We start from the raw sequence: 23,388 nt of genomic DNA, 5'->3' as shown, positions 1-23,388 counted from the left end.
CGGCTCCGCAATTCAATGCGGACCAAGGTGATTTGGCGCCCTGCGCCCGATCCTGGCCCACACTCGGTTTTTGAGCTCTATCGCACCGCTAAGTTTCACGGTGCATTGAAAGGTTAGCGAGCGATACTTCCATACCGCGAAGAGCGGCCGGTGCCGATACCCTTGTGTTCTTTGAGCGGACCGTTTACCAATGGCAAAACCCATCGGCATCCGCGGTACGACGATCCGAAGATGGCAGGGCGAAGCGGCGGCACATTGCGAACGTCGCGATGGAATCATTCGGACTCTGCAGGAGCCTTCGCCTTTCAGAAATCGTCAAGCGGAATGCGCCTTCCTACCAGGTGCAGGTTTGCACCCGTGATGCCCGCCGCAACGCCGGCGGCGTTGTGCCGAGCGCCGCAGCGGTGCGGCCAGCGTTCGTCAAGCTGACGTTGCGTTCGGTCCGCTTAACGTTCGCAAACGCGGTGATATCGATCCCGACCAATTTCGCCAACGCGTCCTGAGATATTCCGGGGTGAGCAGCGTGACGGTGTTTGATATTCTGACCGAAGTCCTCCGCAACTGTCGACTCAGGCACAAGGCAAATGTGCCGGTTACACAATCACCGTTTCTGCATGAGCTGGAGTCACTCCACCAGAGGGCCATTCGAGGCTCGTCGCCAAGTTGCTGCCGCACACGACAGTGGGTTCCTATCCAAATGCGACACAGGCGCGTCGGTGGGCCGCCCGGCTGAACGAGATCCGATTCGGGTGGATTGCGTAGTACTGCTCGCCTGCGGCGAAATAGCTGTCCCAGGTGGTGCCGACCCAGGCTTTGAAATCGGCCGGGGTACTTGGCAGGCCTGCGGCCTTGAGCAGTGAGCCGTCGAATCAGATCGCCGTGGGTGCTGCATCGACGCCGTAGAAACGCAGCCGTCCCGTCTTATGTGTAGCGAGAGCTGATTTCCAGGTCACCCAGCGATTTGTCAACGATTTGCTCACCGGGAGCCACTTGGTGGGGTATTGCGTTTCTGCAGCGAGGAATCCGCCCTCGACGGCGACAACGTCGTCTATGCCATTTCCTGCTGCGAGGTGGGTGTTGATTGCCGTCTCCGCGGCCTGAGACGAAGCAACCGTTTGCGCATTGATTGTGATGTTCGGATGCAGCTTTTCGTATGTCCTAATCAGCCCGCTGTAGCCGAACTGGCCCCAAGTTTGCAATGTCAACGTAACTTTCGACGAGCTACTGGAGGTGCCGGATGCGCAGCCAGCCAGTAGCGCGATCGATGCGGCGGCGGCATCACTGCAACGGCACGACGCTTGATATGGGTTCTCATGTCACAAAACTCCCTTGTTCCTGGAAAATGTTGTAGGTGATGGTGCTGTGTTCTTATTCGGAAGCGACAGCGATCGGTCGCCCGCTTTCTCTGAGGCTTTGATTGATCGCGTCAATGCACGCGATCGAGTTGAAGTTCTGAGCCAGCGTGTTGAGAGGCTCCACGTCACCGCGCACCGCATGGGTGAAGTGGAGGATTTGATTCTCGAAGCGCTCCGGTCCAAGATCAGCCACTAGGCCTGCGTCAATGGCGGCAACGCCCGCGTCAGCAGCTGCCGCCGCAGAGAAGTCGATTACACCTTCGATGTCATGCGCCGGCGCGTAGAGCAGGGGCCCGAGATAGGTTCCAAGGCCACGAAGTTGCCGCGTGAGACCGCCGTTCTGACCGAACAAGGTGACGGACTCCGACGCGAACCGGCGTGGTGCGGTGTAGCTTGCGAACATGCTGCCGGTTGCGCCGTTTTGCATTGTGACAAGAACTGACGCTGAGGACTCGGCTCCGGCGTGGAACGGAGCACTCAAGAGGCCTTTTGCCGACACCTCTGCGTAGTCGGTACCACCCAGGAATCGCAACAGGTCTAGCTGGTGGATCGCTAGGGACACAATCACGCCGCCACCGGCGAGTTCACCATTTAGGAGCCAGTGGCTTAGACCAACCTGCTCGGTGTACTCAGTGATGTCTTGCCAGCAATGCAACTCAAAGGATTCAAGTGCACCGAATCGTGATGAATCCAGATCCAGCCACCGCCGTCCGAGGACGTTCGTGCGGTCGAAGCGGTGCATTTGTCCGGCGACGACCAATGTCCCAGTTTTGTCCGCGATGTCGCGCAGCTGCCGAAGCTGATCCAAAGTCGTGACAAGGGGTTTTTCTACGAGCACCGGAATGCTTGCCGAGGCGAAAGAGAACGCCTGACTGAAGTGGAGGAAGTGTGGCGTCGCGATTATGCCGGCATCAATCACTCCGGAGGCAATTAGGTCGTCAACGGCGGTAAACCGTTTCGCGTCGGGTACAAAGGCGCCAAACGTCTCGAGCGCCGACGTGTTGGGGTCGCAGATTGCAGAGATCACCACTTGGTCTGCGTGCGGGAGGATTGCGGCTAGGTGCTTTTGTGCGATCGCCCCGGTACCGACTATCCCGACACGGAGTGGCTTTGGCGTCACCATCAGCTGGCCATCGAGACGTTGAGCGAGCAGCGCTTCTTCAGCAAGTCCTTTAGGAACGCTAAGCTACGCTCGGCTTCGTCGATTGTGCCGCATTCCACCGACAGTGTGAGCTCGCGCTCGAGTGGGTCGACAATCGAGAGAACGCGATCCCAGTCGACAACACCTTCACCGACTGCGCAGCCGACCGGTGTGCCGGTCACCTGACCGCGGTCGCTCTGTGCTTGCTCGAAGCTGATGTCTTTTGCATGGAGATGTAACACCTTTTGGGCCACGGCAGTGAGAGCATCGTAGGGGTCCTCTTCGCCCGCGAGATAAGCGTTGCCGGTGTCCCAGTTGACGCCGATCCAGGGCGACTTGACCAGGTTGACGATTTTCAGCAGGCCTTCGCTTGTCTTCGTGTAGACGCCATGTGGCTCAATGCAAATGTATTTCCGGTGACGTGCCGCAACCTGCGCGACGCGAGTAAGCGTGTAGTACATCGCTTCGTGGGCTCGCTGCTCATCCATCCAGTCAGGCTTAACCATTTCGTCGGTGTTCAGAAATTCCGTGTTGACATAGTCCGCCAGGACTGCGGCCCGGGTCAGTCGAGGAACCGCCGCCTCGGGCTTCATGAGTGGGCTGTGTGCAGACAGCGACGAGACCTTGACGCCGGCCTGATCACAGATCTCCTTCATCAGGAGCGGATCTTCCTCCATTGAGAATGAATGGAAGTAGTGCACTTCGCTGAGCAACTCCCAGCCGGTGTGAACCATTGGTTCGACGTATTCATAGCCCAATTGCGCCGCGGTCTCTACTCCCGCCTGAAAGCCGAGGTCCGCACTACGGACGAATTCCATGTTGGCTGAGATTTTGTACTTTGCCATTGAGGCAAACCTCCTTGTTTGAATCCGTGGCGGCCCGCAAATTGCTCGCGCCTGCCCGGCTTACACCACCTCCTTGGCGGCGTGTTGCTCTGTGACTAGTATCGACACCACGTCCATTGCGTTCTTCCTGATTCGTTCGGCGGTAAATAATGAAACAAGTTGGTAAAGCTCAACGACCTCGGTTCGTGGACTATGACGAGGTCTACTTCGCGGATGCCTGCGAACCTTTAGAAGAAGCTGTTGCGAACGGCGAGGTTGAATTGCGCACCCTTGCCCGCGGCACGTATCCCGGCACCCCGCTTCCGGCTGGCGTCGCCGAGGGCATTCGGACCGTGGGCTACTGGAACGCCAATAAGCCCCAACGATGGGGTTTGGACTGGCACAGAAACGAGGGTATTGAGATCACGCTGCTCGACCGCGGTGCGCTCACTTTCTCGACGCGAGAGTCATCATGGGACTTGCGTTCCGGCGAGATTACGGTCACAAGGCCGTGGCAAGAGCACTGCGTGGGCAATCCTTTGATCGGCGCCTCCCACCTGGCATGGATCATTGTCGATGTCGGCGTGCGCAGGCCTCATCAGCAATGGAACTGGCCAAGTTGGATTGGGCTTAGTCGAGGAGATTTGACGCGATTGACTAGCCACCTGCAACACAACGAGAAGCCAGTCTGGGCTGGCAGCCCCGAAATCCGAGCGGCATTCAACGCGCTACAAAAAGCAGCCACTCATCCTGATTCCCTCAGTATCGAGTCAGAACTGCAACTCGCGACCGGTCAACTTCTGCTGGCGCTGCTGCGCACTTTCGACAGTCAAGACATGACCGCCGACGAAGGGCTGACGTCACCGCTCCGCGCTGTCGAGATGTACCTCCACGAACTTGACTCGCACCTGGACCACCTATGGACTTTGCCCGAAATGGCACGCGCTTGCGGGCTCGGTCGATCCCAATTCAGCGGCTACGTGCGGCAGATCACTAACATGTCGCCAGTGGAATTTCTCACGCACCGGCGGATTCTTCGCGCCGCGAGCGACCTACAGTCAAACAGATCTCGATCGATTACCGATATTGCGGTCGGATGCGGATTTCAGTCAAGTCAATACTTTGCTACGACATTTCGCAGACACTACGGCATCTCCCCCAGAGAGTTCCGGAATGGAGGCCTTGACACGCAAGCAGCCACGACTGAACCGCGAACGGGCGAGATTCTGACCGTAAGCTAGTTGTCAACCTTGCGGATGTCTGCAATCACCGAACTGATGCCGCCCCACAGGTGTGAACGAAATTCTGCGTCAGAGTACGCCTCCGCATTGTGCCCAAGTGCGGTGTACCAGGTGCGGCCGGCCCCATAGCGAGCAGTCCAGCTGACTGGGTGATCCGCGCCCATCGGCTCCAATTCCGGGTCATACGTCGACTCATCAACCGTTAGCAGAACCGACACCCGTGGGCGCGGATTCGACTTGAATGCGTAGAACTCGTCGGTCCACACCCACGGGTTCGGAAGCTCGGCTGTCGATGCGTGGCCGTGCCGTTCGCTGCGCATCGTCGCGCGTTGGAATTGGTGCTCCCGCGGATGGAAGAGGAAGCGCGCACCAAGAATGGTGTCGTACTCCGGCCAACTCCACTCCGCGTCCGCCGGTCCGTGAATCGCCGCAAAGCCGCCGCCTGCCCGCAAATAGGAAGCAAACGCACGCCGACCGTCCTGATCGAGCACGTCACCTGACACATTGAGCCAAACGACCGCAGCATAACGTTGAAGGCTATCCGTGGTAAATACTGCTGAGTCCTCCGTGTGGTCCACAACTACTCCCGCTGCCGCAGCCAATTGGGTAACGGCGTCGACACCCGCCTCCATCGAGTCGTGACGATAACCGGTGGTCTTGGTGAAAAGAAGAATTCGTTGCATGAAGCTAACTCCTCGCAGTGCGTGACATCGAGATTGCCCTGGACGGACAATCCGACGCTAGCCAAACGATAGCGCCATCGCGTTCCGGATTGGCCGCCGGTAAATCGTTAACGCTCGGAGCGCGTGATATCTCTGTGTAACACTCAGGCTCAAGTGGCCTGCTCATCGTCATCGCCGCCGCTCCGAGTTCTGTCGGATCTTGAGCGTGTCATTGATCGACTCGATGATTTGACGGAGCGGTTTGAAGAACCGTTGTTCCGGACGGGCCGGCTCACCCTTCCCTGCGCCAACCCACCGAAACGAGCCGAATTGGACAGCCTGAGCGATTCACCCGCCTTCGACACCCACGTTTCAACCTCGTAAACCCTGCAGAAATTCGGCGAGTCGCCCTTTTTGATCAAATAGACGAGGGCAGCCGATTAACCGCGGCCCGATGGATGCGCCCGACATTGAGCCCTACTGCCAGACACGTACACACGAGGTGCGCTGTCTAAGACACCTACAGCATTCCAAGACACTCCCCGGTCGCCCACAGGTCGTAGCGTGAGATCCGTGGAATTCGGCAGAGTCTGATTGTGTCGAAAATTGCCTCATCCCGCCGCGTATCTCACCGATTAGCGAATGGGTTTCTCGTCGAGCCGATCTTTGCGGATCCGCACGAAGGGGATCCGATCGACACCGGCTACGCCAGAGTGCTGCCGAACAGGTCCAGGACCGATCGGACGTCGGCGTAGAGCGCGGTGATCGGTTCGACGCCGCGGCGTCTCACCGGGGTTCCCTCGAAGATCACCCAGCACTCAAAGTCACCGAGGCGTGAGACGCAGCAGATGCCGGCGTAGAGCGCAGGACCATGGTCATCGACCTGGCTGTAGACCCAGCTTGCGACAGCCCGGGTTAGGAGTCGGCTCGGACCGCGCACCGTCGCGACGTCAAGTTTGCCAATGCCGATCCGGCCGAAGACGTCCAATGCCAGAACGGTCAGCGCGGTGTGCGTTGCGGGATCCTTAATATCGATAGGGGGCAGCGCGCCTTAGACGGTGAGCCGTGTCCCGGATCAGCTGCATCTCACGCATCGGAGGCTTAGCGCCCGCGGCGATCCACCGAGTCACCTACCGCGGGCCCCGGCCAGTGATCATCGCCACCACTTCCCGGCCGATTACCGTTTGTAGACGCGACACAATCGAGACCACGTCGCCGCGCACCGCGTCGACACGATGAACCACCCGTTCGATCGGACGCACCGCAAGATTCATCATGTGCCAAGTCTGCCGCAACGCCACCCAATAAGACACCTAATCCAACACCTCTGGGTGCGGTCGTGCATAGCAGATGCCTTCTGCCGAGCGACCACCGCGAGGATCGTGGTGAACAGCCGCGACATTAGAGAGTCCGGTTGGTAGAGCACTCCCCCGATGTTCAACGCCACGCCGAGCTCAGTGAGCTCATTGGCGATAGGTAACGAATCGCGGGCGTTGCGCGCGAACCTATCCATCGCCGGGCCAAGGAACTCGTCGCCAGCCCATCGCGCCTTAATGGCGTTCTCATACCCGGCGCGGGTCATCGTCTTGTCTGTGAAGCCCTGATCCAGGTAGGCGTAATCATTCTCCGGGCCAATTACCTCGCCACAGTTACGATCAGCCTGGATGAATTAGGCTGCGGCCAATTTGTTGCCACGAGCCTAGGTTCTCGTCGCAGAAATATCATTTGACCAGGTAAAATAACTGCGGAGACGGAGGGATTTGAACCCTCGGACCCCTTACGGGGTCTCCACCTTAGCAGCGTGGTGCACTATGCCGAACTATGCGACGTCTCTCTTGCGGTTCTAGCCTGGCCGGTCCCCATTCCGTTGTGTTTACAGGGAAGTCCGGGCATCGCACGGCTCACACGCCCTGCACTCCTCACACGCCAGAATCGGCCCGAAACGGCATCCTCGGGAGGCGCGGGGTCACCTGGGGGTCACCTGGCGCGGTTCCTGAAGAGCCCCATTTCGTGTCGATTACGGGCCGAGTAGAGCAAGTGGTACGACGGCGATGCCGTCCGCCCTGCGGTAAGCGTAGGGGCCAGTGTGGAGGACGACGGCGTCTGTAAGCCGGTCACCGAGCTGTTCGCGGAGCCAGTGGAGGTGGCGCACGTCATCGTCGTGGATCGTGTCGGATACCTTGACCTCGAAGGCGACGCATCGGGTGTCGTTTGTCTCGATGATGATGTCGACCTCATGGTCGCCGTTCTTCGTGCGCAGGTGGCCGACGCGCGCATTCATCGCGTCGGCGTAGACGCGGACCGACTGTACGGCCAGCGACTCGAACAGCGCCCCGAGCCAGGTTCCCGTCGCCGGAGACACGGTCTCGCCCTCTCCCAGCAAGAGCCCTTTCGCGCCAACGCCGACGAGTCGTGCGGCCAGCGCGGGGTCGACCAGGTGGTGCTTCGGCGAGTAGATGAGGCGCTTGAGCGGCGCAAAGGCGGGAGTCCACGCCTCAACAGGGTCGAGGAGGTAGAGGCGGCGCAAGTGCTCGCGGTACCCGTCGATGGTGGCCTTGGCCGGCTTGTCCGGCTCCCCGGCGGTGGCGGCGTCGAGAATCTTCGTGTAGTCAGCCGTCGACGCGGTCGCCGCCGCATAGGCGCGCAGCCAGGCGCGCAGCGCGGCGGGTCGGCGCACAGTGATGCCGTTGTCCGGCATGTCGCGCTCCACGATCCGGGCCAGATACCCGTCGAGTTGGCGATCCCGGTCACCCGGTGCGAGGTCACGGATGCCGGGGAACCCGGATCGCAGGATCTCCTCGACGTAGTCCTTGACGCCCAGCTTGCTCGCCCCTGCGATCGTCGCGCTGCCGGTGCGAAGGGAACGCAGGGAGACGGTGGGGACCTGAACGTCCCGCTCGCTGAGCGCCATCGGCCGCATCGTCAGGCTCACGATCCGACCCGCACCGCTATGGATGCGCACCCCCGGCGCGATGCCCGCAGAACCGGCCAGCAGGAAACGCCCGCCCGCGGTCGGGTCGGCGTCGACAGCTTGCCGCACGCGATCCCACACCTGCGGTTCCAACTGCCACTCGTCGATGAACACCGGCGGATCGACCTCGGCTACGAGGTCGTAGTTCCCCGCGACGCTCGCCCGGTTCCGCGGGTCGGCCAGCGAGATGACCGTGGTGGCCCGTCGGGACGCCGTCGCCGTCTTGCCGACGCCTTTCGCTCCCTCCAACGCGATCGCAGCAAGCCCTGGCAGAGAGGCGTCCAACACATCGTCGATGACGCGGCGCCGGTACTCCATGACCCAAACCTAGCACTTGGACGGTCGTGAACTAGTCGTTTCGACAAGTGCAAACTAATCGTTCCGACAGTCTTAGATTAGTCGTTTCGACAGTCTTGAACTAGTCGTTTCGACAGTCGTGCTCTAGTTTGGCACTGGTTCAGGACGAAGCACTCAGCGGTCCACCAGAGAAAGAAAGATGGCGGAGACGGAGGGATTTGAACCCTCGGACCCCTTACGGGGTCTCCACCTTAGCAGGGTGGTGCACTAGGCCGAACTATGCGACGTCTCCTCGTGGGCCACTCGCGCGACACACGACGACAATCATAACGGACGCTGGGCCCGCGATCGAACCGCCACTGGAAGTGCGCAAACAGGCCGTGAGCCGTGCCGCGCGCCACTTTGTGCAGTATGCGCCACACCAACCGGCGCAGGCCACAGCAACTGGCGCAGAACTGGCGCCGCCGCCCACTACCTGGAGCTTCGACCAGCCCCAACGCCGACCACCGCAGCAGTCAGCGTCAGTTATTGCCTTTGGTACAGGTCTGCTGCGCCGCCGTCTGGCCGACGATGCTTGACGGCAGCGCGACAGCCGTCGCGCCGGGAGTCGCCGTCGCGGGCGGAGAGGCCGCGTCTGTAGACGCAGGCGTCGTCGCATCCGTGGGCGTCGCATCCGGAGCAACCGGCGCAGCCGTGTTCACCTCGGCGGCACGACCGGTGGTACCCGTGAGCTGCACCGGCTGGTCTGCGACCAGGGCATCCATCAGTACTCGCGCGGATGACGTGTCCGGCACCACGCGATCGACATTGTCCGGATCGGTGAACACGGGGTATTGCAGAAACACGACATTCGCCAGCGGAATGTTCTTCAAGGCCAGCGCGATCTGCACCATGGTCGACGGGTCCTCCAACGTGTCGGAGAGTCGCATGTTGCTGACCGCCGCTTTGGCGAGCGGATACAGCTGCAGCGGGTTCGACAGCACGCCGCCGTCCTTGATCTTGCGCACAAGCGCAGACAGGAACACCTGCTGATTGCTGATCCGGCCGAGGTCGCTGCCGTCGCCGATGCCGTGCCGGCTACGCAGGAATGAGAGCGCGACCGGCCCGACGAGCGTCTGCTCCCCGGCGGGCAGATCCAGTTGCGGATCCGTGTATTCGTCCTTCACGGGGGTCGCCAGGCACACGCTCACACCGCCGACGGCGTTCGACATCGCGGTGACACCGTCGAAGGTGATCTCAGCCGCAAACGGGATGGTGAGCCCGGTCAGCTTCTCGATCGTGAGCACCGGGCAGGGCAGCCCACCGTAGGTCAGCGACGAGTTCAGCATCTGACTGGTCATCGACGAGAACGAGCCGCCGGTCGGGTCCGGGCACGACGGGATCGGAATCATCAGATCGCGCGGAAAGCTCACAACCGTCGCGCTCTGATGATCCTGCGCGATATGCATCAGGATCGTCACATCGTTGTTGCCGGCGCCCGAACTGCCGTCCAACTGGTCCTGGCTGGAGAACGCGCCGCCCTGGTCAGTGCGGGTGTCCGTGCCGACCAGCAGCAGGTTGACGCCGCCTTGGATTGCACCGATCTGTGGAATTTGCCCGGCAGGCGCCACCTTCACGCCGGGCAGGTGGGCCAACTTGATGCCGGGCTTGATGGTGCTTGCCACCTCCCAGGTGGCGATCGCGGCCACCGAGATCGAACTGATCAGCGCCACGACGAGCACGCTGGCCGCGATCTTCGCGATCGTTACGAGCGGATGCGATCGCTTCCGTCGGCCGTGTCGCACCGCCCCCACACCGGCACGACCGCGTGCTCGCGCCCGTGCCGCGGCCCGACCGCCCTCCCGGCGGGGCGGGACTGCCTCGCCGATGTGGTCGACCTCAATACTCACGCGGAGGGCGTGGGATTCGAACCCACGAAGGCTTTCACCTCACCAGTTTTCAAGACTGGCTCCATCGGCCGCTCGGACAGCCCTCCTGATCCGCGCCGCGAATTCGCGCCCCGGTCAAGGCATGAGTCTAATCGACGCGCAATTGAGCGTGCGAACACACGAGGGCCTTTTCAAAGTCGTGGACTTGAGCGATTCCGCTGGTCGAGTAGCGAGGAACGAGCGTATCGAGACCCCGCACGAGGTCTCTTGGTCTCTTGGTCTCTTGGTCTCTTGGTCTCTTGGTCTCTTGGTCTCTTGGTCTCTTGGTCCCTTGGTCTCTTGGTCTCTTGGTCTCTTGGTCTCGATACGCTCGCTGGCGCTCGCTACTCGACCACCGGGGCGCTGGCGCTCGCTACTCGACCACCGGGGCGCTGACGCTCGCTCGCGCTCGCTACTCGACCACCCGGCGCTGCATCCGCCGACTGTGCACAGGCCCTGCGAACACACGCCAACACGAATCCGCGCGGGCGAACCGCTGTCAGTCTTGGAACGGCTTCGAGCAGGTGTACTGGCTCGCGGTCTGGCCGTGCACATTCTCGGGCAGCGCGACGTCCGTCGGCGTGCCGCTGGGAGCCGCAGACGCAGACGAACTCGGGCCAGACGTCGCGGGCGGTGTGGCGGCACCCGAGGATGCCGGCGCGTTCGGGTCTGCTTCGGACCCGATACCTGTCGTTCCAGTCAGTGAGATCGGCGTATCGCTGGCAAGGGCACCGAACAGGGCCGTCGCAGATGACACATCCGGTGCAACCCCATCACCCTGGTAGTAGTTCGGATACTGCACGAACACAATCTGGTCGAGGCTGATGTCCTTGAGCGCCATCGCCATCGACGCCAGCGTCGGAACGCTGTTGAACCCGTTCGAGAAAGTCATGTTGCTGACAGCTGCCTTCGCGAGGCCATACACCTTGGCGGGGTTCGCCAGGGTGTCCGCACTCTTGATCGTGCGCATCAACGACGACAAAAAGACCTGCTGGTTGCTGATGCGGCCGAGGTCGCTGCCGTCGCCGACGCCGTGCCGGGTGCGCAGGAAGGCGAGTGCATCCGCACCCTGCAACGTGTGCTGCCCGGCGCTGAGATTGAGCCCGGTGTATGGGTCCGTGATCGCTCCTGCCACGCAAACCGGCACACCGCCGATCGCGTTAGACATCTCGATCACGCCATCGAACTGGATGACCGCGGCATACGGAATCGTCATGCCCGTCAACTTCTCAACGGTCAGCACCGTGCACGGCAGCCCGCCGTAGGTGAGCGTCGTGTTGATTTTCTGCGAGCTCATCGAGGAGAACGACCCGCCGGACGGATCGGGGCAGGAGGGAATCGACACATACATGTCGCGCGGAAAGCTCACGACCGTCGCATTCTTGTGGTCCTTCGACACGTGCAAGAGCATTGTCACGTCGTTGAGGTTCTCGCCGCGGTCGCCGTAGGCCGGATTTCCGTCGCCGCTGTCACTGCCTGCAAGAAGCACGTTGAACGCGCCATCCATCGCCCCGACCTGAGGAACGATGGTGTTGCCGTGTTTGTCGACAAGCGCCACCGATTTCTTCGCGCTGGCCGCGACATCCCAGGTGGCAATGGCGGCGATGGACGTGCCGCTCACGAGCGCGACGGTCACGGCCGCGACAGCGATCTTCGCGATCGTGCGCCACGGCCGAGATGCCCGCAGCCGACCGTGCCGCGCAAGGGTCGCCGGTCGCCCAGGACGGTTGTGACGGGGGCGCAGCTCGTTCATTCACTCACTTTCGGCAGACCGGTAGACGTGCGGCAGGCTTCCCAGAATGTCACAAGACTCTGGCAGAGCGCTGGAAGGGCGCGGGCCTCTTGGTCTCGATACGCTCGCTGGCGCTCGCTACTCGACCACCGAGCGCGTCAGCGCCGGATGCCCGCGAGCACCTCGGCAAGCCCGTCATCAAGAACGGATGCGACCACCTCGTTCGCTGCAGCCTTCACTTCGTCGGGCGCCTGCCCCATCGCGATGCCGCAACCGTATTCCGCGGCCCAACTCAGCATGTCGATATCGTTGCGCCCGTCGCCGACCGCGACCACGTCCGTTCGCGGAATGCCCAGCCGCCCGCGCACCCACTCCAGCGCGGTCGCCTTGTTCACGCCCTCCGGTGCGATGTCGAGCCAGGCCGTCCAGCCGATCGCATAGCTGACTTTGTGCAGACCCATCTGCCCGACGATGTCGAGGAACGACTCCTGATCGTGGTCAGGCGACATCACCACAACCCTGCTGGCCGGATGCCCCGCCAGCTCTTCGAACGACACCTCGGCGCCGTTCGTCAACGACCAGTCGCTCATCCCGGCGGTGTACCGCCGGAAACCGTGCGCATCTTCAACCATGAACGTTCCACTCGGCAGATACGGGCGGATGCGTCGCAACACCTCCCCCGGGTCGAACGTCTCGACGCGCTCGCGTCTATACCCCGTGGGCTCCTCGCGATCGCGCTGCATCGTCAATGCGCCGTTGGAGCACACGACATATTCCGGCTGCAATTCGAACTGTTCGAGGATGCCGTGCGCAGCCTCCCAGCTGCGGCCGGTTGCCAGCGTCACCTCATGGCCGAGCGCCGCGACTCTGCGCACTTCGTCGAGCACGGGGTCGCCGATCGACTCGTCCTCATGGATGAGTGTGCCGTCGACATCCAATGCGATCAGCAGGCGGTCGCCCGTCACTGGGCAGCCGGCTGCAGCACGTCGATGCCGCCCAGGTACGGCTGCAATGCCTGCGGAACCAGCACGGACCCATCCGCGCGCTGATGTGTTTCCAACAGGGCGACGAGCCAGCGGGTCGTCGCAAGGGTGCCGTTCAATGTGGCGACCGGAGCCGTTTTGCCGCTCTCGGTGCGGTAGCGGGAGCCGAGCCTGCGCGATTGGAATGTCGTGCAATTCGATGTCGAGGTCAGTTCGCGGTACGCGCCCTGGGTGGGCACCCAGGCCTCAATGTCGTACTTGCGCGCGGCACTGGAACCCAAATCGCCTGCCGCCACGTCGATCACGCGGTAGCTGAGACCAAGCGACTGCAGCATCTCCTCCTGCATGCCGACCAGCCGCAGATGCTCGGCCTCTGCATCTTCCGGCAACGTGTAGACGAACATCTCCAACTTGTTGAACTGGTGCACTCGGATGATCCCCCGCGTGTCTTTGCCCGCAGAGCCGGCCTCGCGCCGGTAGCAGGTCGACCAGCCCGCGTAGCGCAGTGCTCCGTCTGAAAGATCGAGAATCTCATCGGCGTGGTAGCCGGCGAGCGCGACTTCGCTCGTGCCGGTGAGGTATAAGTCGTCGTCGCGCAGCCGGTACACCTCGTCGGCATGCTCGCCGAGGAACCCGGTGCCCTGCATGATCTCCGGCCGCACGAGCGTCGGCGTGATCATCGGCACGAAACCGGCTCGCATCGCCCTGTCGAGCGCCATGTTCATGATGCCGAGTTCGAGCAGTGCACCGACGCCGCGGAGAAAGTAGAAACGGGTGCCCGAGACCTTGGCGCCGCGCGTCATGTCGATGGCGTGCAGCAACTCGCCCAGCTCAAGATGGTCGCGAGCCTCGAAGTCGAACGTCGGGATCTCACCAACGGTGCGCAGCGTATTGAAATTCTCCTCGCCGCCGGCTGGTACGCCCTCGATGATGACGTTGCCGAGTCGGCGCACCACGTCGGTGAATGCATCATCGGCTTCGGCGGATGCGCGTTGCGCGGCCTTGACGCGCGCAGCTAAATCCTGCGCTTGGCCGACGAGCGCCTTCTTCTCATCCTTCTGGGCGGCAGCGACACGCTTGCCGAACGCGTTCTGCTCCGCCCGAAGCGACTCGAAGTCCGCGATGCTGGCGCGGCGAGCGGCATCCGCTTCGAGTGCGGCGTCAACGAGTTCCGGGGAGTCTCCGCGAGCCTCCTGCGAGCGCCTGATCAGGTCGGGGTTGTCACGGAGCAAGACGGGATCGATCACACGGCAAGTCTACGCAAGCGCGCCCATGTCGCCTGCTGTGCGCATACGAGTACGGTAAGGGGGGTGACCGCGTCATTGCCCCCCGTCTCAAAGGTTCGGCGCGCCGCGGTGATCTTCCACCCGGGCAAGGACAACGTCAAGGTCCTGAAAAAGGCGGTGAGAGCATCCGCTCGTGCGGGCGGGTGGACGGACACGCTGTGGCTCGAGACGAGCGCGGAGGATCCGGGTTTCGGTATGGCGGCGCAGGCGCTGGCTGCAGGAGCCCAGCTTGTGTTGGCCTCCGGCGGCGACGGAACGGTGCGCGCGGTTGCGCACGCGCTTCGCGGCAGCGGGGTCTCGCTCGGAATCATTCCAGGTGGCACCGGGAACCTCCTCGCGCGCAACCTGGGCCTGCCGCTGTCGGACACAGCGGAATCCGTCGCGATTGCGTTCTCCGGCGCCGACCGCACCATTGACGCAGGCGTTGCGGAGTTCACCAGGGCGGACGGCACGCAATTCCAAGACGGGTTCGTGGTGATGGCCGGTCTCGGTCTGGACGCCGCGTTGATCGCCAACACGAATTCAGCACTCAAACAGCGCGTCGGCTGGCTTGCATATGTCGAAAGCGGCATGCGTTCACTGCCCGGTGCGGATAAGATCCACATCCGCTACCGAATCGATGGGCAGAGTGAGCACTCAGCGCACGTCGGGATGATATTGACTGGCAACTGCGGAGTGCTCCCCGGAAACATCGAACTGATGCCCGGCGCCGAGTTGGATGATGGCGAACTCGACATCGCCGTGCTGCAACCGCGCAACCTGTTCGGCTGGCTGACGATCTGGCGCAAGGTCGGTTGGGAAGACCGCGTGTTGCGCCGAAGTGCGCTCGGACGCAGGATCGTGCGTTACACCGGGTCAGACACCTCGAAGATGCTGACCTACCTGCGCGGTCGGGGCGTCACCATCCGTGTCGACGAACCTCAGGAGGTCGAGTTGGACGGCGACAGTTTCGGCGCCGTCACGCGCATCCGGTTGTGGGCGGATGCCGGTGCTCTCGTCGTGAAGGTACCGCACTAGAGCGCTCGCCTGTCCCAGTGCACGGCCAGCGCGAAGAGCACACCGACCCCGGCGGTGAGTCCGAGGGTCATAAGGATTCGGATCCAGGCGGGCACCAAACTCAGCATGACAACGACGGGCGTCATGCTGCCGTTGACCGCTATCACCCCTGCTGGCTGCGCCGACAACGTGAACACCTCGAGTGCGGCCGCCGCAAGCAGCGCCAGCACGGCGAATGCGCCAACCGCCCACACCAATCGGCTCATGGCCGACGCTGCCCCTGGTGATGGCGAACGGCGAGGAGGAACAGCAGGCCGACGACCGTCGCGAGCCCAGTCGTGATCAGTGGGCCGCCAACAGAGTATGCGAGGTTGAGAAGCACGGCGTTCAACGGAACTCCGCCCCGCGGATCGTACGACACGTTCACCGCTTCGGTCTGCGCCCACAGTTGCAGCCCGATCCCCGCGACGACGAACCCGATGCCGATGATCCACAGCGCCCTCAGGTACGGGTTCGTGCGCGGAGCCCGGGGTTCGAAAGCCGGCGGTTCGAAAGCCGGCGGTTCAAAGTTCGCCGGTTCGAACGCCCGCGGTTCGAAGTTCTGGGCCTCGTCATCGAACGGAGCGACCTCTTCCGAGGCTGCGTTTCCCGGGCCCTTGGCGCCGTTCCCCACGGCGTCGTTCCCCACGTTTTCGGGCACCGCGTCGTGCCGTGGCGCGGCGTGGCCCGGCCGATAGCCGCGTTGGAATGCGGGGTCGAAGCGGGGGTCGATCCTCGGTTCCGGCGGGCCGGCCGCATCAGGCTGCCGCCGCGCTTCGTCTTTCGATGACATCCGGCCTCCTTGCCCGCACCGCACCGTCCATCCGGCGGGCGCAACGATCGAGCGGTCAGCCGCCGGCCGCGGCGGACTCGTTGTCGTCCGGTTCCTCGGTGAGCAACCCGCGCAACCAGTCGCGCGCCTCGATGAACACGTCATCGCTGTAGCGATTGTGATAGTCGACCGGCACGTGGTCGGCGCGTGGGTACGAGCCGAGGAAGATCAGCTTGGGGCTGAATCTGCGCAGCCCGAGCAGGGCATCCGCCATCCGCTCTTCGTGCACGTGACCGTCGGCGTCGATCACGAAGCGATAGCGCCCGAGCGCGTCGCCGATCGGCCGCGACTGGATCAGGCTCAGGTTGATGCCGCGGGTCGAGAACTGCTCGAGCAGACCGAGCAAGGCTCCGGCCTGATCGTCAGGCAGCTCGGCGATGAGGCTGGTCTTGTCCGCGCCGGTCGGCTGCGGGATGCGGCGGCTGCGGCTGACCAGCGCGAACCGGGTGATCGCGTTCGGGTTGTCGATGATGCCCTCTGCCAACACGACCAGGTTGTCGAGGTGGTCGAGGATGTTCGGGGGTGCAATCGCAGCGTCGGCTGCACTGGTGAAGTGCCCGACGGCATCCGTCACGAGAAGTGAGGCGGCAGCCTGAACGTTGCTCGACGCGGGGACCTGGTCGTGCTCCGGCAGGTTCTCGTTCAGCCAGGTCTGGCACTGCGCATAGGCGACCGGATGCGCCGCGACGGTCTTCACGTCGGCCAGCGTCGTGCCCGCACGGGCGACGAGCACGAAACCGACGGGCACGAGGTACTCACCGATGATCCGCAGCCCCGGGATCGTTGCGAGCGCATCCTGTGCGACGGTGACGCCGCCCTCGATCGAGTTCTCCAGCGCGATCATCGCGGCGACGCTGCGGCCTTCGACGACATCCGCGAGCGCCTCCCCCACGTTGTTGACGGCCCGCCACGGCTTGCCCGCCGCTTCGGGCACCTGGGCGAGAGCGGCCTCCGTGAACGTGCCGGTCGGGCCGAGAAAACTGTAGGTCTCTTCGTTGCCGGGGCTCACACTCATGCCCCTGAGCCTAGAACACTCGTGGCGCTCACAAAACGACGGAGATCCTGCGCGACAGGCCGCCGCGCGCCGCGCACGGTCGGCGTTTCCTGCAGAATCTCCGTCGTTTTGGAAATGGAGCCGCGGTGCCAGACTGGGGGCATGAACGATCGCGCGGGAACTCCGGCCCAGGATTCAGACCTGATCGACGTGGAGGCGCTCGTGCATGCGTATTACACGTTGAAGCCGGATGCGTCCATCCCCGGCCAGCGCGTCGTCTTCGGCACGAGCGGCCACCGAGGCAGCGCCTTCGACACGGCGTTCAACGACGACCATATCGCCGCCACGACCCAGGCGATCGTCGAGTACCGAGCTGCGCAGGGCATCACCGGCCCGCTGTTCATCGGATCAGACACGCACGCGCTCAGCGCACCGGCGCAGACGACGGCACTCGAGGTGCTCGTCGGCAACAGTGTGCACGTGCGTGTTGACGCGCACGGCGATTACACGCCCACTCCGGCGGTCAGTCACGCGATCATCGCGTATAACAAGAAGCACGGGCCGAGTGGCGGCCCTTCGGCAAGCTCAGGGACCGGACGGGCAAGCTCAGGGACCGGAGGGGCAAGGGCAGCGACCGGAGCGGCACGCGCAGCGACCGGAACGGCAAGCGCTGGGGCTGGGCTGGCCGACGGCATCGTTGTCACTCCCAGCCACAACCCTCCGCGCGACGGCGGCTTCAAGTACAACCCGCCGCACGGCGGCCCGGCCGACAGCGACGCGACCTCCTGGATTGCCAACCGGGCGAACGAGATCATCGCAGACGGCATGCGCGAGGTGCGGCGTGCGCAGGCCAGCGCCGTAGATACGTATGACTTTCGCAAGCACTACGTGGCCGACCTCGAGAACATCATCGACATCGCCGCGATCAAGAAGGCCGGAGTGAAGATCGGCGCCGATCCGCTGGGCGGCGCGAGCGTCAGCTACTGGGCGACCATCCGCGATCACTACGGGCTTGACCTCACCGTCGTCAACCCGAACGTCGACGCCCGGTGGGGCTTTATGACCCTGGACTGGGACGGCAAGATCCGCATGGATCCGTCGAGCAAGTCGGCGATGGCATCCGTTCTCGCCCGCAAAGACGACTTCGACGTGCTCACCGGCAACGACGCGGATGCCGACCGGCACGGCATCGTCACGCCGGATGGCGGGCTGATGAACCCCAACCACTACCTCGCCGTCGCGATCCAGTATCTCTACGCGCATCGACCGAACTGGCGAGCGGATGCCGCCATCGGCAAAACCCTCGTCTCCTCTTCCATGATCGATCGCGTTGCGAGCTCGCTCGGGCGCCGACTGTGGGAGGTGCCGGTCGGGTTCAAATGGTTCGTTCCCGGGCTGGTCGACGGCTCGGTCGGCTTCGGCGGCGAGGAAAGCGCCGGCGCAAGCTTTCTGCGCATGGACGGCAGCGCCTGGACGACAGACAAAGACGGCATCCTGCTGGCACTGCTGGCCGCAGAGATCATCGCGGTCACGGGCAAGAGTCCGTCGAAGCTGTACGGGGAACTGACCGAACAGTTCGGCGACCCTGTGTACGAGCGGGTGGATGCCGTCGCGACGAAGGCGCAGAAGGCCGCGCTCGGCAAGCTCGACGGCGACGCGATCGTCGCCACCGAGTTGGCCGGAGAGCCGATCATCGCGAAACTGTCGCGGGCTCCCGGCAACGACGCGGCGGTCGGCGGCGTGAAGGTCGTCACCGAGAACGCCTGGTTCGCCGCACGGCCGAGCGGAACGGAAGACGTTTACAAGATTTACGCGGAGTCGTTCCTCGGTCTCGAACACTTGCGCCGGGTGCAAGCCGAGGCGCGCGCGATCGTCGACGCGGCGATCGCCTGAGCTACCGGCGGTCGAGTGGGGCGCGCCTGTCCGTGAGCTTGTCGAAGGGCGACTGTACCCAGGCCCGTGAGCCGACCTGTCGGGGTCTCGATACGCCTGCTCGCTGCGCTCGCGGGCTACTCGACCAACGGGGCAGCATACTCGACCAACGGGGTAGCAATCGACGCTGCGTCACTGCGGGTAGACCGTGCCCCCTGGCACACCGAAGAACTCCTCGAGCGTTGTCACCCCGGTCTTGTGCAGCTGCGCCGCAAGGTCGGTGCCGATGTAACGGAAGTGCCACGGTTCGTAGGTGTACCCGGTCACGGCGACTTTGTCTGCCGGGTAGCGCAGCAGAAATCCGAACCGCCAAGCGTTGGCGGCGAGCCAGATGCCCTGCGGCGTGGTGCCGAAGCAGGCGTCCAGAGAACAGGATGCCGGCACCGCGCTGATATCGACGGCCAGCCCGGTCTGGTGTTCGCTTGTGCCCGGCCGAGCGGTGTCTGTATCGGCATACGCCTGCCCGTGGGCCGCGACATCCTGGTTGTAGACCCGCACCTGCGTGTCATACGAGCGATACGCGCTCTGCACGGACAAGCCCAGCCCCGCTTCCGTGCGTGCGGCGGCGAACATCGCCACGAGCGCAGTGGCCGTCTCCTGTCGCATCGGCTGGTGGTTCACATTCGGCACGTCTGGATAGACAAGGTCGGTGGGTGCGTAGGTTTTCGGATTGAGCGGACGCGACTTGTTTGCGATCACCCAGATGCTCGCGGGGTCGTCGAGAGAATGCGCGCCCTTGTCGAAGGTCACGACCGGGATCGGTTGGCCGAGTGCCGTCGGTGTCGGCCGGGCGGCCGGGCCAGGCGGCGTGGAACTGGGTTCAGCGCGGCCCGCAGCGTCGTGCGTAGAGGCGGTTTCCCTCGGCGGTGAGATCGTCGTGCAGGCCGCGATGGCCCCGGCGGCAGTGGCGAGCACTGCGACGACGCCGATACTCACCGAGAGAACGATCACCCGACGCCGTCGATACACACGCTTGGGCGCACGTCGCAGAGTCACAAATCGAGCTTAGGGCCGCGCGCGCTGTTCGCAGCCGTGGCGCTCGCCCCAGTCAGCGTGTCAAATGCCAGAAATGCCCTGTTGCCCCCGGGTGCTCCACAGTGATCTCGTTGTCCAGATCACGGAAGTCGTAGTCGTCGTTGTGGCTGGCCATCTCGATCTTGATCGTGCCGTTCACGTTCGTGACCTTCGTCACGACCTGCACGTGATCCGGCGAGGTGTCACCGTTCCATTCGAAGACGACGATGTCGCCGACGGCGATCTGACTGCGTTGATCGAAGTTGAACTCCTGCAGCCCAAGCGACGCCGCGTTGCTGGCGAAGTAATCATCCATCGCGGGCACGTATCCCCACGCGGGGCTCCAGTCGCCTGCAGCATCGTGGTTGTACCATTCGTCGTTCATGGTCCAGCCGCGTGCGACGAGCGTTTGGCTGACGAAGTTGGCGCAGTCGCCACCGACCGGATTGAGGTCACCGTACTCGGCAGTGTTGTAGCTCTTCCAATACGTCAGCGCGTACTCGAGCTGCTTCGCCACTCCACTGCTCGCCGTATATGCGTACGCGGCGGGCTTGGTGGCGATGGGCTTGCCCTGGCCGTCGAGGAGTGTGACCGGCACTATGGTCGGCTGATAGTTCGCCGCCGCAGGCGCCGTCACGGTGAGCTTGTCCGCTGTGCGCTTGCCGGTGATCTCGGCGGCCTGCGAGCCGAACTGCACGGTCTTCACCTTTCCGAGCGCCCTGCCGGTGATCGTCACCGTCTGCTGCTCCACCACTGACGCAACCGCCGATGACACGGACGCAACGGCCGGAGTCGCGACGGCCGTCGTTGCAGGGGACCCGGCGGTGTGCCCGGCATCCGGAGCGGCAGTGCAGCCGACCAGAGCCAGAGCGACGGCGGTGCTGAATACGACGATGGCGGCATGACGCCGCCGTCGTGCGCGAGAAACGTTGGGGAAGTCGTGAAAGGGGCGCATAACGATCCGGACAAGCTACCCTGCCGGCCTCAGAAACGCCTGTGCACAGCTGAGGGATTCAATTAGTTCGCCGCTGGCGAACGGAGAGGATGCACAGCCGCAACGCATTGCCTCAGACGGTGCGCGGGTGTAACTTTGCACCCTGCGCAAACTTTTGTGCCTGCCAACGACGGTGGATGTCGATGGCCTCGACATCCCTCCCCCCTTGAAGAGGATCAATGTCACACGCCGACGCTGCACCACAACCCGAGTTGGCGCGCACCGCCAATCCGGTCATGACCCACCGGATGATCATGTTCGTGATCTTCGGCCTGATGGCGGGGATGTTTCTCTCCGCTCTCGATCAGACCGTCGTCGGAACCGCCATCCGCACAATCGGTGACGATCTGCACGGGCTCAGCCTGCAGGCCTGGGTCACCACCGCTTATCTGATCGTGTCGACGATTTCGACTCCGATCTACGGCAAGCTCTCCGACATCTTCGGCCGCCGCCCTCTGTTCATCTTCGCGATCGTGGTCTTCATCATCGGCTCGATCCTCTCGTCTTTCTCGTCGTCGATGATCGAGCTCGCCGTGTTCCGCGCCGTGCAAGGTCTCGGTGCCGGCGGCCTGATGTCGATGCCGCTGGCGATCATGGGTGACATTCTCGCGCCACGCGAGCGCGCAAAATACCAGGGCTACTTCCTTGCGGTGTTTGGCGTCTCGAGCGTCATCGGCCCGCTGATCGGCGGGCTCTTCGCGGGCACCAGCTCGATCCTCTGGATCGCGGGTTGGCGCTGGGTGTTCTTGATCAATGTGCCGATCGGCCTCATCGCCCTCGCCATGGTGCTGCGGTTCCTGCACCTGCCGAAGATCAGCAGGCATTCCGTGCGTATCGACTGGTGGGGTGCCACCGCTGTCATCGTGGCGTTGGTGCCGCTACTGCTGGTCGCAGAAGAGGGCCAGACCTGGGGTTGGAGCAGCGCTATCGCAATCGGCTGCTACGTCGTTGGCCTGATCGGCGTCATCGCGTTCATCTTCATTGAGATCCGCATGAAGGATGATGCTCTGATCCCGATCCACCTGTTCCACTCTTCGACGTTCTCGATGGCGACGCTGATCGGTGTGCTGGTCGGCTTCGGCATGTTCGGCGCGATGATGACGATCCCGCTCTACCTGCAGATCGTGCTCGGTTCGACGCCGACTGAGAGCGGCTTCCAGATGCTGCCGATGATTCTCGGTCTGATGATCGCGTCGATTGCCAGCGGCCAGTTGATCGCGCGAAATGGAAAGTACCGCATCTACCCGATCCTCGGTACGGCGTTCCTGACCGGTGGATTCTTCTACCTGACCTTCCTGAAGTACGACTCGTCGTACTGGTTCGTTGCCGGTGCCATGCTGTTGATCGGCCTCGGCCTCGGCCAGTTGATGCAGACCCTGACGATCGCAAGCCAGAACTCGGTGGGCTTGCGGGACATGGGCGTTGCCACGAGTGCGTCGACGTTCTTCCGGCAGATCGGTGGGACGCTCGGAACGGCCGTCTTGCTGTCGTTGCTGTTCACCGTGATGCCGCTGAACATCCAATCGTCGCTGACGGAAAACGCCACGCTCAAGAGTGCGTTGAACGCTGCGATGACGCCGACGGTGGCGAGCGCGCCGGAGAACGCGAAGATCATGAACATGATTTACAGCAAGATCGTGACCCCGATCGAGAAGGGTGCGCAGGAGGGCGCACATGCGGCCGGTGTCGCCGCGCTCGTCAAACAGGGCGTTCCACAAGACGTTGCATCGGCCAAAGTTCCAGCGCAGCCGCTGGACTTCTCCAAGCAGAGCGTGCGCAGCACGGTGATCAACGCGTCAGCTCCGACGATCGAGAAGAAGATGAAGTCGTCGACGAGTTTGTCCGGCGGCAGCAGCGCGATCAATGACACGTCGTTCTTGAACGGTGCGGACCCGCGACTGACTAAACCGTTCCTCGTCGGATTCAGCCAGTCGACGGTGGAGATCTACTGGGTTGCGATGATCGTCGTCTTGATCGCGTTCGTGCTCGCCCTGTTCTTCAAGACGCCGACGTTGCGAGCCAAGTCCGCACTGCAGGAAGCGGCCGACGACCAGGCCGAAGCCTTCGCGAAACGCGCAGCCGACAGCATGGGCGCGCTGGTCGAACCGACGGCCGACACCGCGGGCATCCGCGTGCAGGCAGTGGGAACCGCGGGCGGAGCACACGCGGTGCAGGAGAAGTAGCGCCG

Annotated in this window: 22 protein-coding genes and 3 tRNA genes; 4 read left to right on the top strand and 21 right to left on the bottom strand. The window is 63.2% G+C overall.

Going from position 1 to position 23,388, the window contains the following annotated elements; translation table 11 throughout:
• Positions 1–334: 334 nt before the first annotated feature.
• The 4 genes from QU604_RS02030 to QU604_RS02015 all read right to left on the bottom strand — a co-directional run bounded on the left by QU604_RS02030 (position 335) and on the right by QU604_RS02015 (position 3,341).
• Positions 335–577, bottom strand: coding sequence for a helix-turn-helix domain-containing protein (locus QU604_RS02030; protein ID WP_308467132.1), 243 nt, complete (start codon positions 575–577; stop codon positions 335–337).
• A 292-nt stretch (positions 578–869) separates the two neighbouring features.
• Complete coding sequence (locus QU604_RS02025) at positions 870–1,205, bottom strand: extracellular solute-binding protein (RefSeq protein ID WP_308467131.1); 336 nt, start codon at positions 1,203–1,205, stop codon at positions 870–872.
• Between the two features lie 163 nt (positions 1,206–1,368).
• Positions 1,369–2,478, bottom strand: a complete 1,110-nt coding sequence (locus QU604_RS02020; protein WP_308467130.1) for a Gfo/Idh/MocA family protein — start codon at positions 2,476–2,478, stop codon at positions 1,369–1,371.
• Positions 2,478–3,341, bottom strand: coding sequence for a sugar phosphate isomerase/epimerase family protein (locus QU604_RS02015; RefSeq protein WP_308467129.1), 864 nt, complete (start codon positions 3,339–3,341; stop codon positions 2,478–2,480). The genes QU604_RS02020 and QU604_RS02015 overlap by 1 nt, the downstream gene beginning before the upstream one ends.
• Positions 3,342–3,526: 185 nt before the next feature.
• Here QU604_RS02015 and QU604_RS02010 point away from each other — a divergent pair, with 185 nt between their 5' ends.
• Complete coding sequence (locus QU604_RS02010; RefSeq protein ID WP_308467128.1) at positions 3,527–4,561, top strand: helix-turn-helix transcriptional regulator; 1,035 nt, start codon at positions 3,527–3,529, stop codon at positions 4,559–4,561.
• On the opposite strand, the gene QU604_RS02005 is transcribed toward QU604_RS02010, so the two are convergent.
• From QU604_RS02005 to serS, 12 genes are all read right to left on the bottom strand, one after another.
• The gene (locus tag QU604_RS02005) at positions 4,558–5,244 is read right to left on the bottom strand and encodes a ThuA domain-containing protein (RefSeq protein ID WP_308467127.1); all 687 of its coding nucleotides are present in this window, start codon (positions 5,242–5,244) and stop codon (positions 4,558–4,560) included. The two genes, QU604_RS02010 and QU604_RS02005, sit on opposite strands and share 4 nt — an antisense overlap.
• A gap of 682 nt (positions 5,245–5,926) precedes the next feature.
• Positions 5,927–6,211, bottom strand: a complete 285-nt coding sequence (locus QU604_RS02000; RefSeq protein WP_308467126.1) for a hypothetical protein — start codon at positions 6,209–6,211, stop codon at positions 5,927–5,929.
• 142 nt (positions 6,212–6,353) lie between these two features.
• Entirely contained in the window at positions 6,354–6,500 is a 147-nt protein-coding gene (locus QU604_RS01995; protein WP_308467125.1) for a hypothetical protein, read from the bottom strand.
• The gene (locus QU604_RS22125; RefSeq protein WP_409350051.1) at positions 6,497–6,832 is read right to left on the bottom strand and encodes a recombinase family protein; all 336 of its coding nucleotides are present in this window, start codon (positions 6,830–6,832) and stop codon (positions 6,497–6,499) included. Before QU604_RS22125 ends, QU604_RS01995 begins: the two co-directional genes overlap by 4 nt.
• A 136-nt stretch (positions 6,833–6,968) precedes the next feature.
• A tRNA-Ser gene (locus QU604_RS01990) sits at positions 6,969–7,056 on the bottom strand.
• A 184-nt stretch (positions 7,057–7,240) separates the two neighbouring features.
• Positions 7,241–8,512, bottom strand: a complete 1,272-nt coding sequence (locus QU604_RS01985) for an ATP-binding protein (protein ID WP_308467124.1) — start codon at positions 8,510–8,512, stop codon at positions 7,241–7,243.
• Between the two features lie 179 nt (positions 8,513–8,691).
• Positions 8,692–8,783: transfer RNA gene (locus QU604_RS01980), tRNA-Ser, on the bottom strand.
• Positions 8,784–9,012: 229 nt separating this feature from the next.
• Positions 9,013–10,380: an LCP family protein gene (locus QU604_RS01975; RefSeq protein WP_308467123.1), complete on the bottom strand. Its 1,368-nt coding sequence runs from the start codon at positions 10,378–10,380 to the stop codon at positions 9,013–9,015.
• Between the two features lies 1 nt (position 10,381).
• Positions 10,382–10,466: transfer RNA gene (locus QU604_RS01970), tRNA-Ser, on the bottom strand.
• A gap of 431 nt (positions 10,467–10,897) precedes the next feature.
• Positions 10,898–12,151: an LCP family protein gene (locus QU604_RS01965; protein ID WP_308467122.1), complete on the bottom strand. Its 1,254-nt coding sequence runs from the start codon at positions 12,149–12,151 to the stop codon at positions 10,898–10,900.
• 137 nt (positions 12,152–12,288) lie between these two features.
• Positions 12,289–13,095 (bottom strand): HAD family hydrolase, encoded by an 807-nt coding sequence (locus QU604_RS01960; protein WP_308467121.1) that lies wholly within the window; start codon positions 13,093–13,095, stop codon positions 12,289–12,291.
• A complete protein-coding gene (serS, locus tag QU604_RS01955) occupies positions 13,092–14,360 on the bottom strand; it encodes a serine--tRNA ligase (RefSeq protein ID WP_308467120.1) in 1,269 nt (422 codons plus the stop codon). Before serS ends, QU604_RS01960 begins: the two co-directional genes overlap by 4 nt.
• A 63-nt stretch (positions 14,361–14,423) precedes the next feature.
• Between serS and QU604_RS01950 the strand changes: the two genes are divergently transcribed.
• Positions 14,424–15,416: a diacylglycerol/lipid kinase family protein gene (locus QU604_RS01950; RefSeq protein ID WP_308467119.1), complete on the top strand. Its 993-nt coding sequence runs from the start codon at positions 14,424–14,426 to the stop codon at positions 15,414–15,416.
• Here QU604_RS01950 and QU604_RS01945 read toward each other — a convergent pair.
• The 3 genes from QU604_RS01945 to pheA are packed head-to-tail and all read right to left on the bottom strand — an operon-like array spanning position 15,413 to position 17,281.
• Positions 15,413–15,661, bottom strand: coding sequence for a hypothetical protein (locus QU604_RS01945; protein WP_308467118.1), 249 nt, complete (start codon positions 15,659–15,661; stop codon positions 15,413–15,415). The genes QU604_RS01950 and QU604_RS01945 overlap by 4 nt on opposite strands.
• Complete coding sequence (locus QU604_RS01940; RefSeq protein ID WP_308467117.1) at positions 15,658–16,227, bottom strand: hypothetical protein; 570 nt, start codon at positions 16,225–16,227, stop codon at positions 15,658–15,660. The genes QU604_RS01945 and QU604_RS01940 overlap by 4 nt, the downstream gene beginning before the upstream one ends.
• 55 nt (positions 16,228–16,282) lie before the next feature.
• Positions 16,283–17,281: a prephenate dehydratase gene (pheA, locus tag QU604_RS01935; RefSeq protein ID WP_308467116.1), complete on the bottom strand. Its 999-nt coding sequence runs from the start codon at positions 17,279–17,281 to the stop codon at positions 16,283–16,285.
• Between the two features lie 141 nt (positions 17,282–17,422).
• Here pheA and QU604_RS01930 point away from each other — a divergent pair, with 141 nt between their 5' ends.
• A complete protein-coding gene (locus tag QU604_RS01930) occupies positions 17,423–19,153 on the top strand; it encodes a phosphoglucomutase (RefSeq protein WP_308467115.1) in 1,731 nt (576 codons plus the stop codon).
• A gap of 171 nt (positions 19,154–19,324) precedes the next feature.
• Here the strand turns inward: QU604_RS01930 and QU604_RS01925 are convergent, their stop codons facing one another.
• Positions 19,325–20,188, bottom strand: a complete 864-nt coding sequence (locus QU604_RS01925) for a M15 family metallopeptidase (RefSeq protein WP_308467114.1) — start codon at positions 20,186–20,188, stop codon at positions 19,325–19,327.
• A 52-nt stretch (positions 20,189–20,240) separates the two neighbouring features.
• Positions 20,241–21,161: an amidase domain-containing protein gene (locus QU604_RS01920; protein ID WP_308467113.1), complete on the bottom strand. Its 921-nt coding sequence runs from the start codon at positions 21,159–21,161 to the stop codon at positions 20,241–20,243.
• Between the two features lie 218 nt (positions 21,162–21,379).
• On the opposite strand from QU604_RS01920, the gene QU604_RS01915 reads away from it, so the two are divergent.
• Complete coding sequence (locus QU604_RS01915) at positions 21,380–23,383, top strand: DHA2 family efflux MFS transporter permease subunit (RefSeq protein ID WP_308467112.1); 2,004 nt, start codon at positions 21,380–21,382, stop codon at positions 23,381–23,383.
• Positions 23,384–23,388 lie beyond the last annotated feature (5 nt).

The sequence above is a fragment of the Rathayibacter sp. SW19 genome (assembly GCF_030866825.1).
In the GTDB taxonomy this organism is placed as follows: Bacteria; Actinomycetota; Actinomycetes; order Actinomycetales; family Microbacteriaceae; genus Rathayibacter_A; species Rathayibacter_A soli.
Note: the sequence above shows the minus strand (reverse complement) of the source record. Positions and strands in the feature narration are given on the sequence as shown.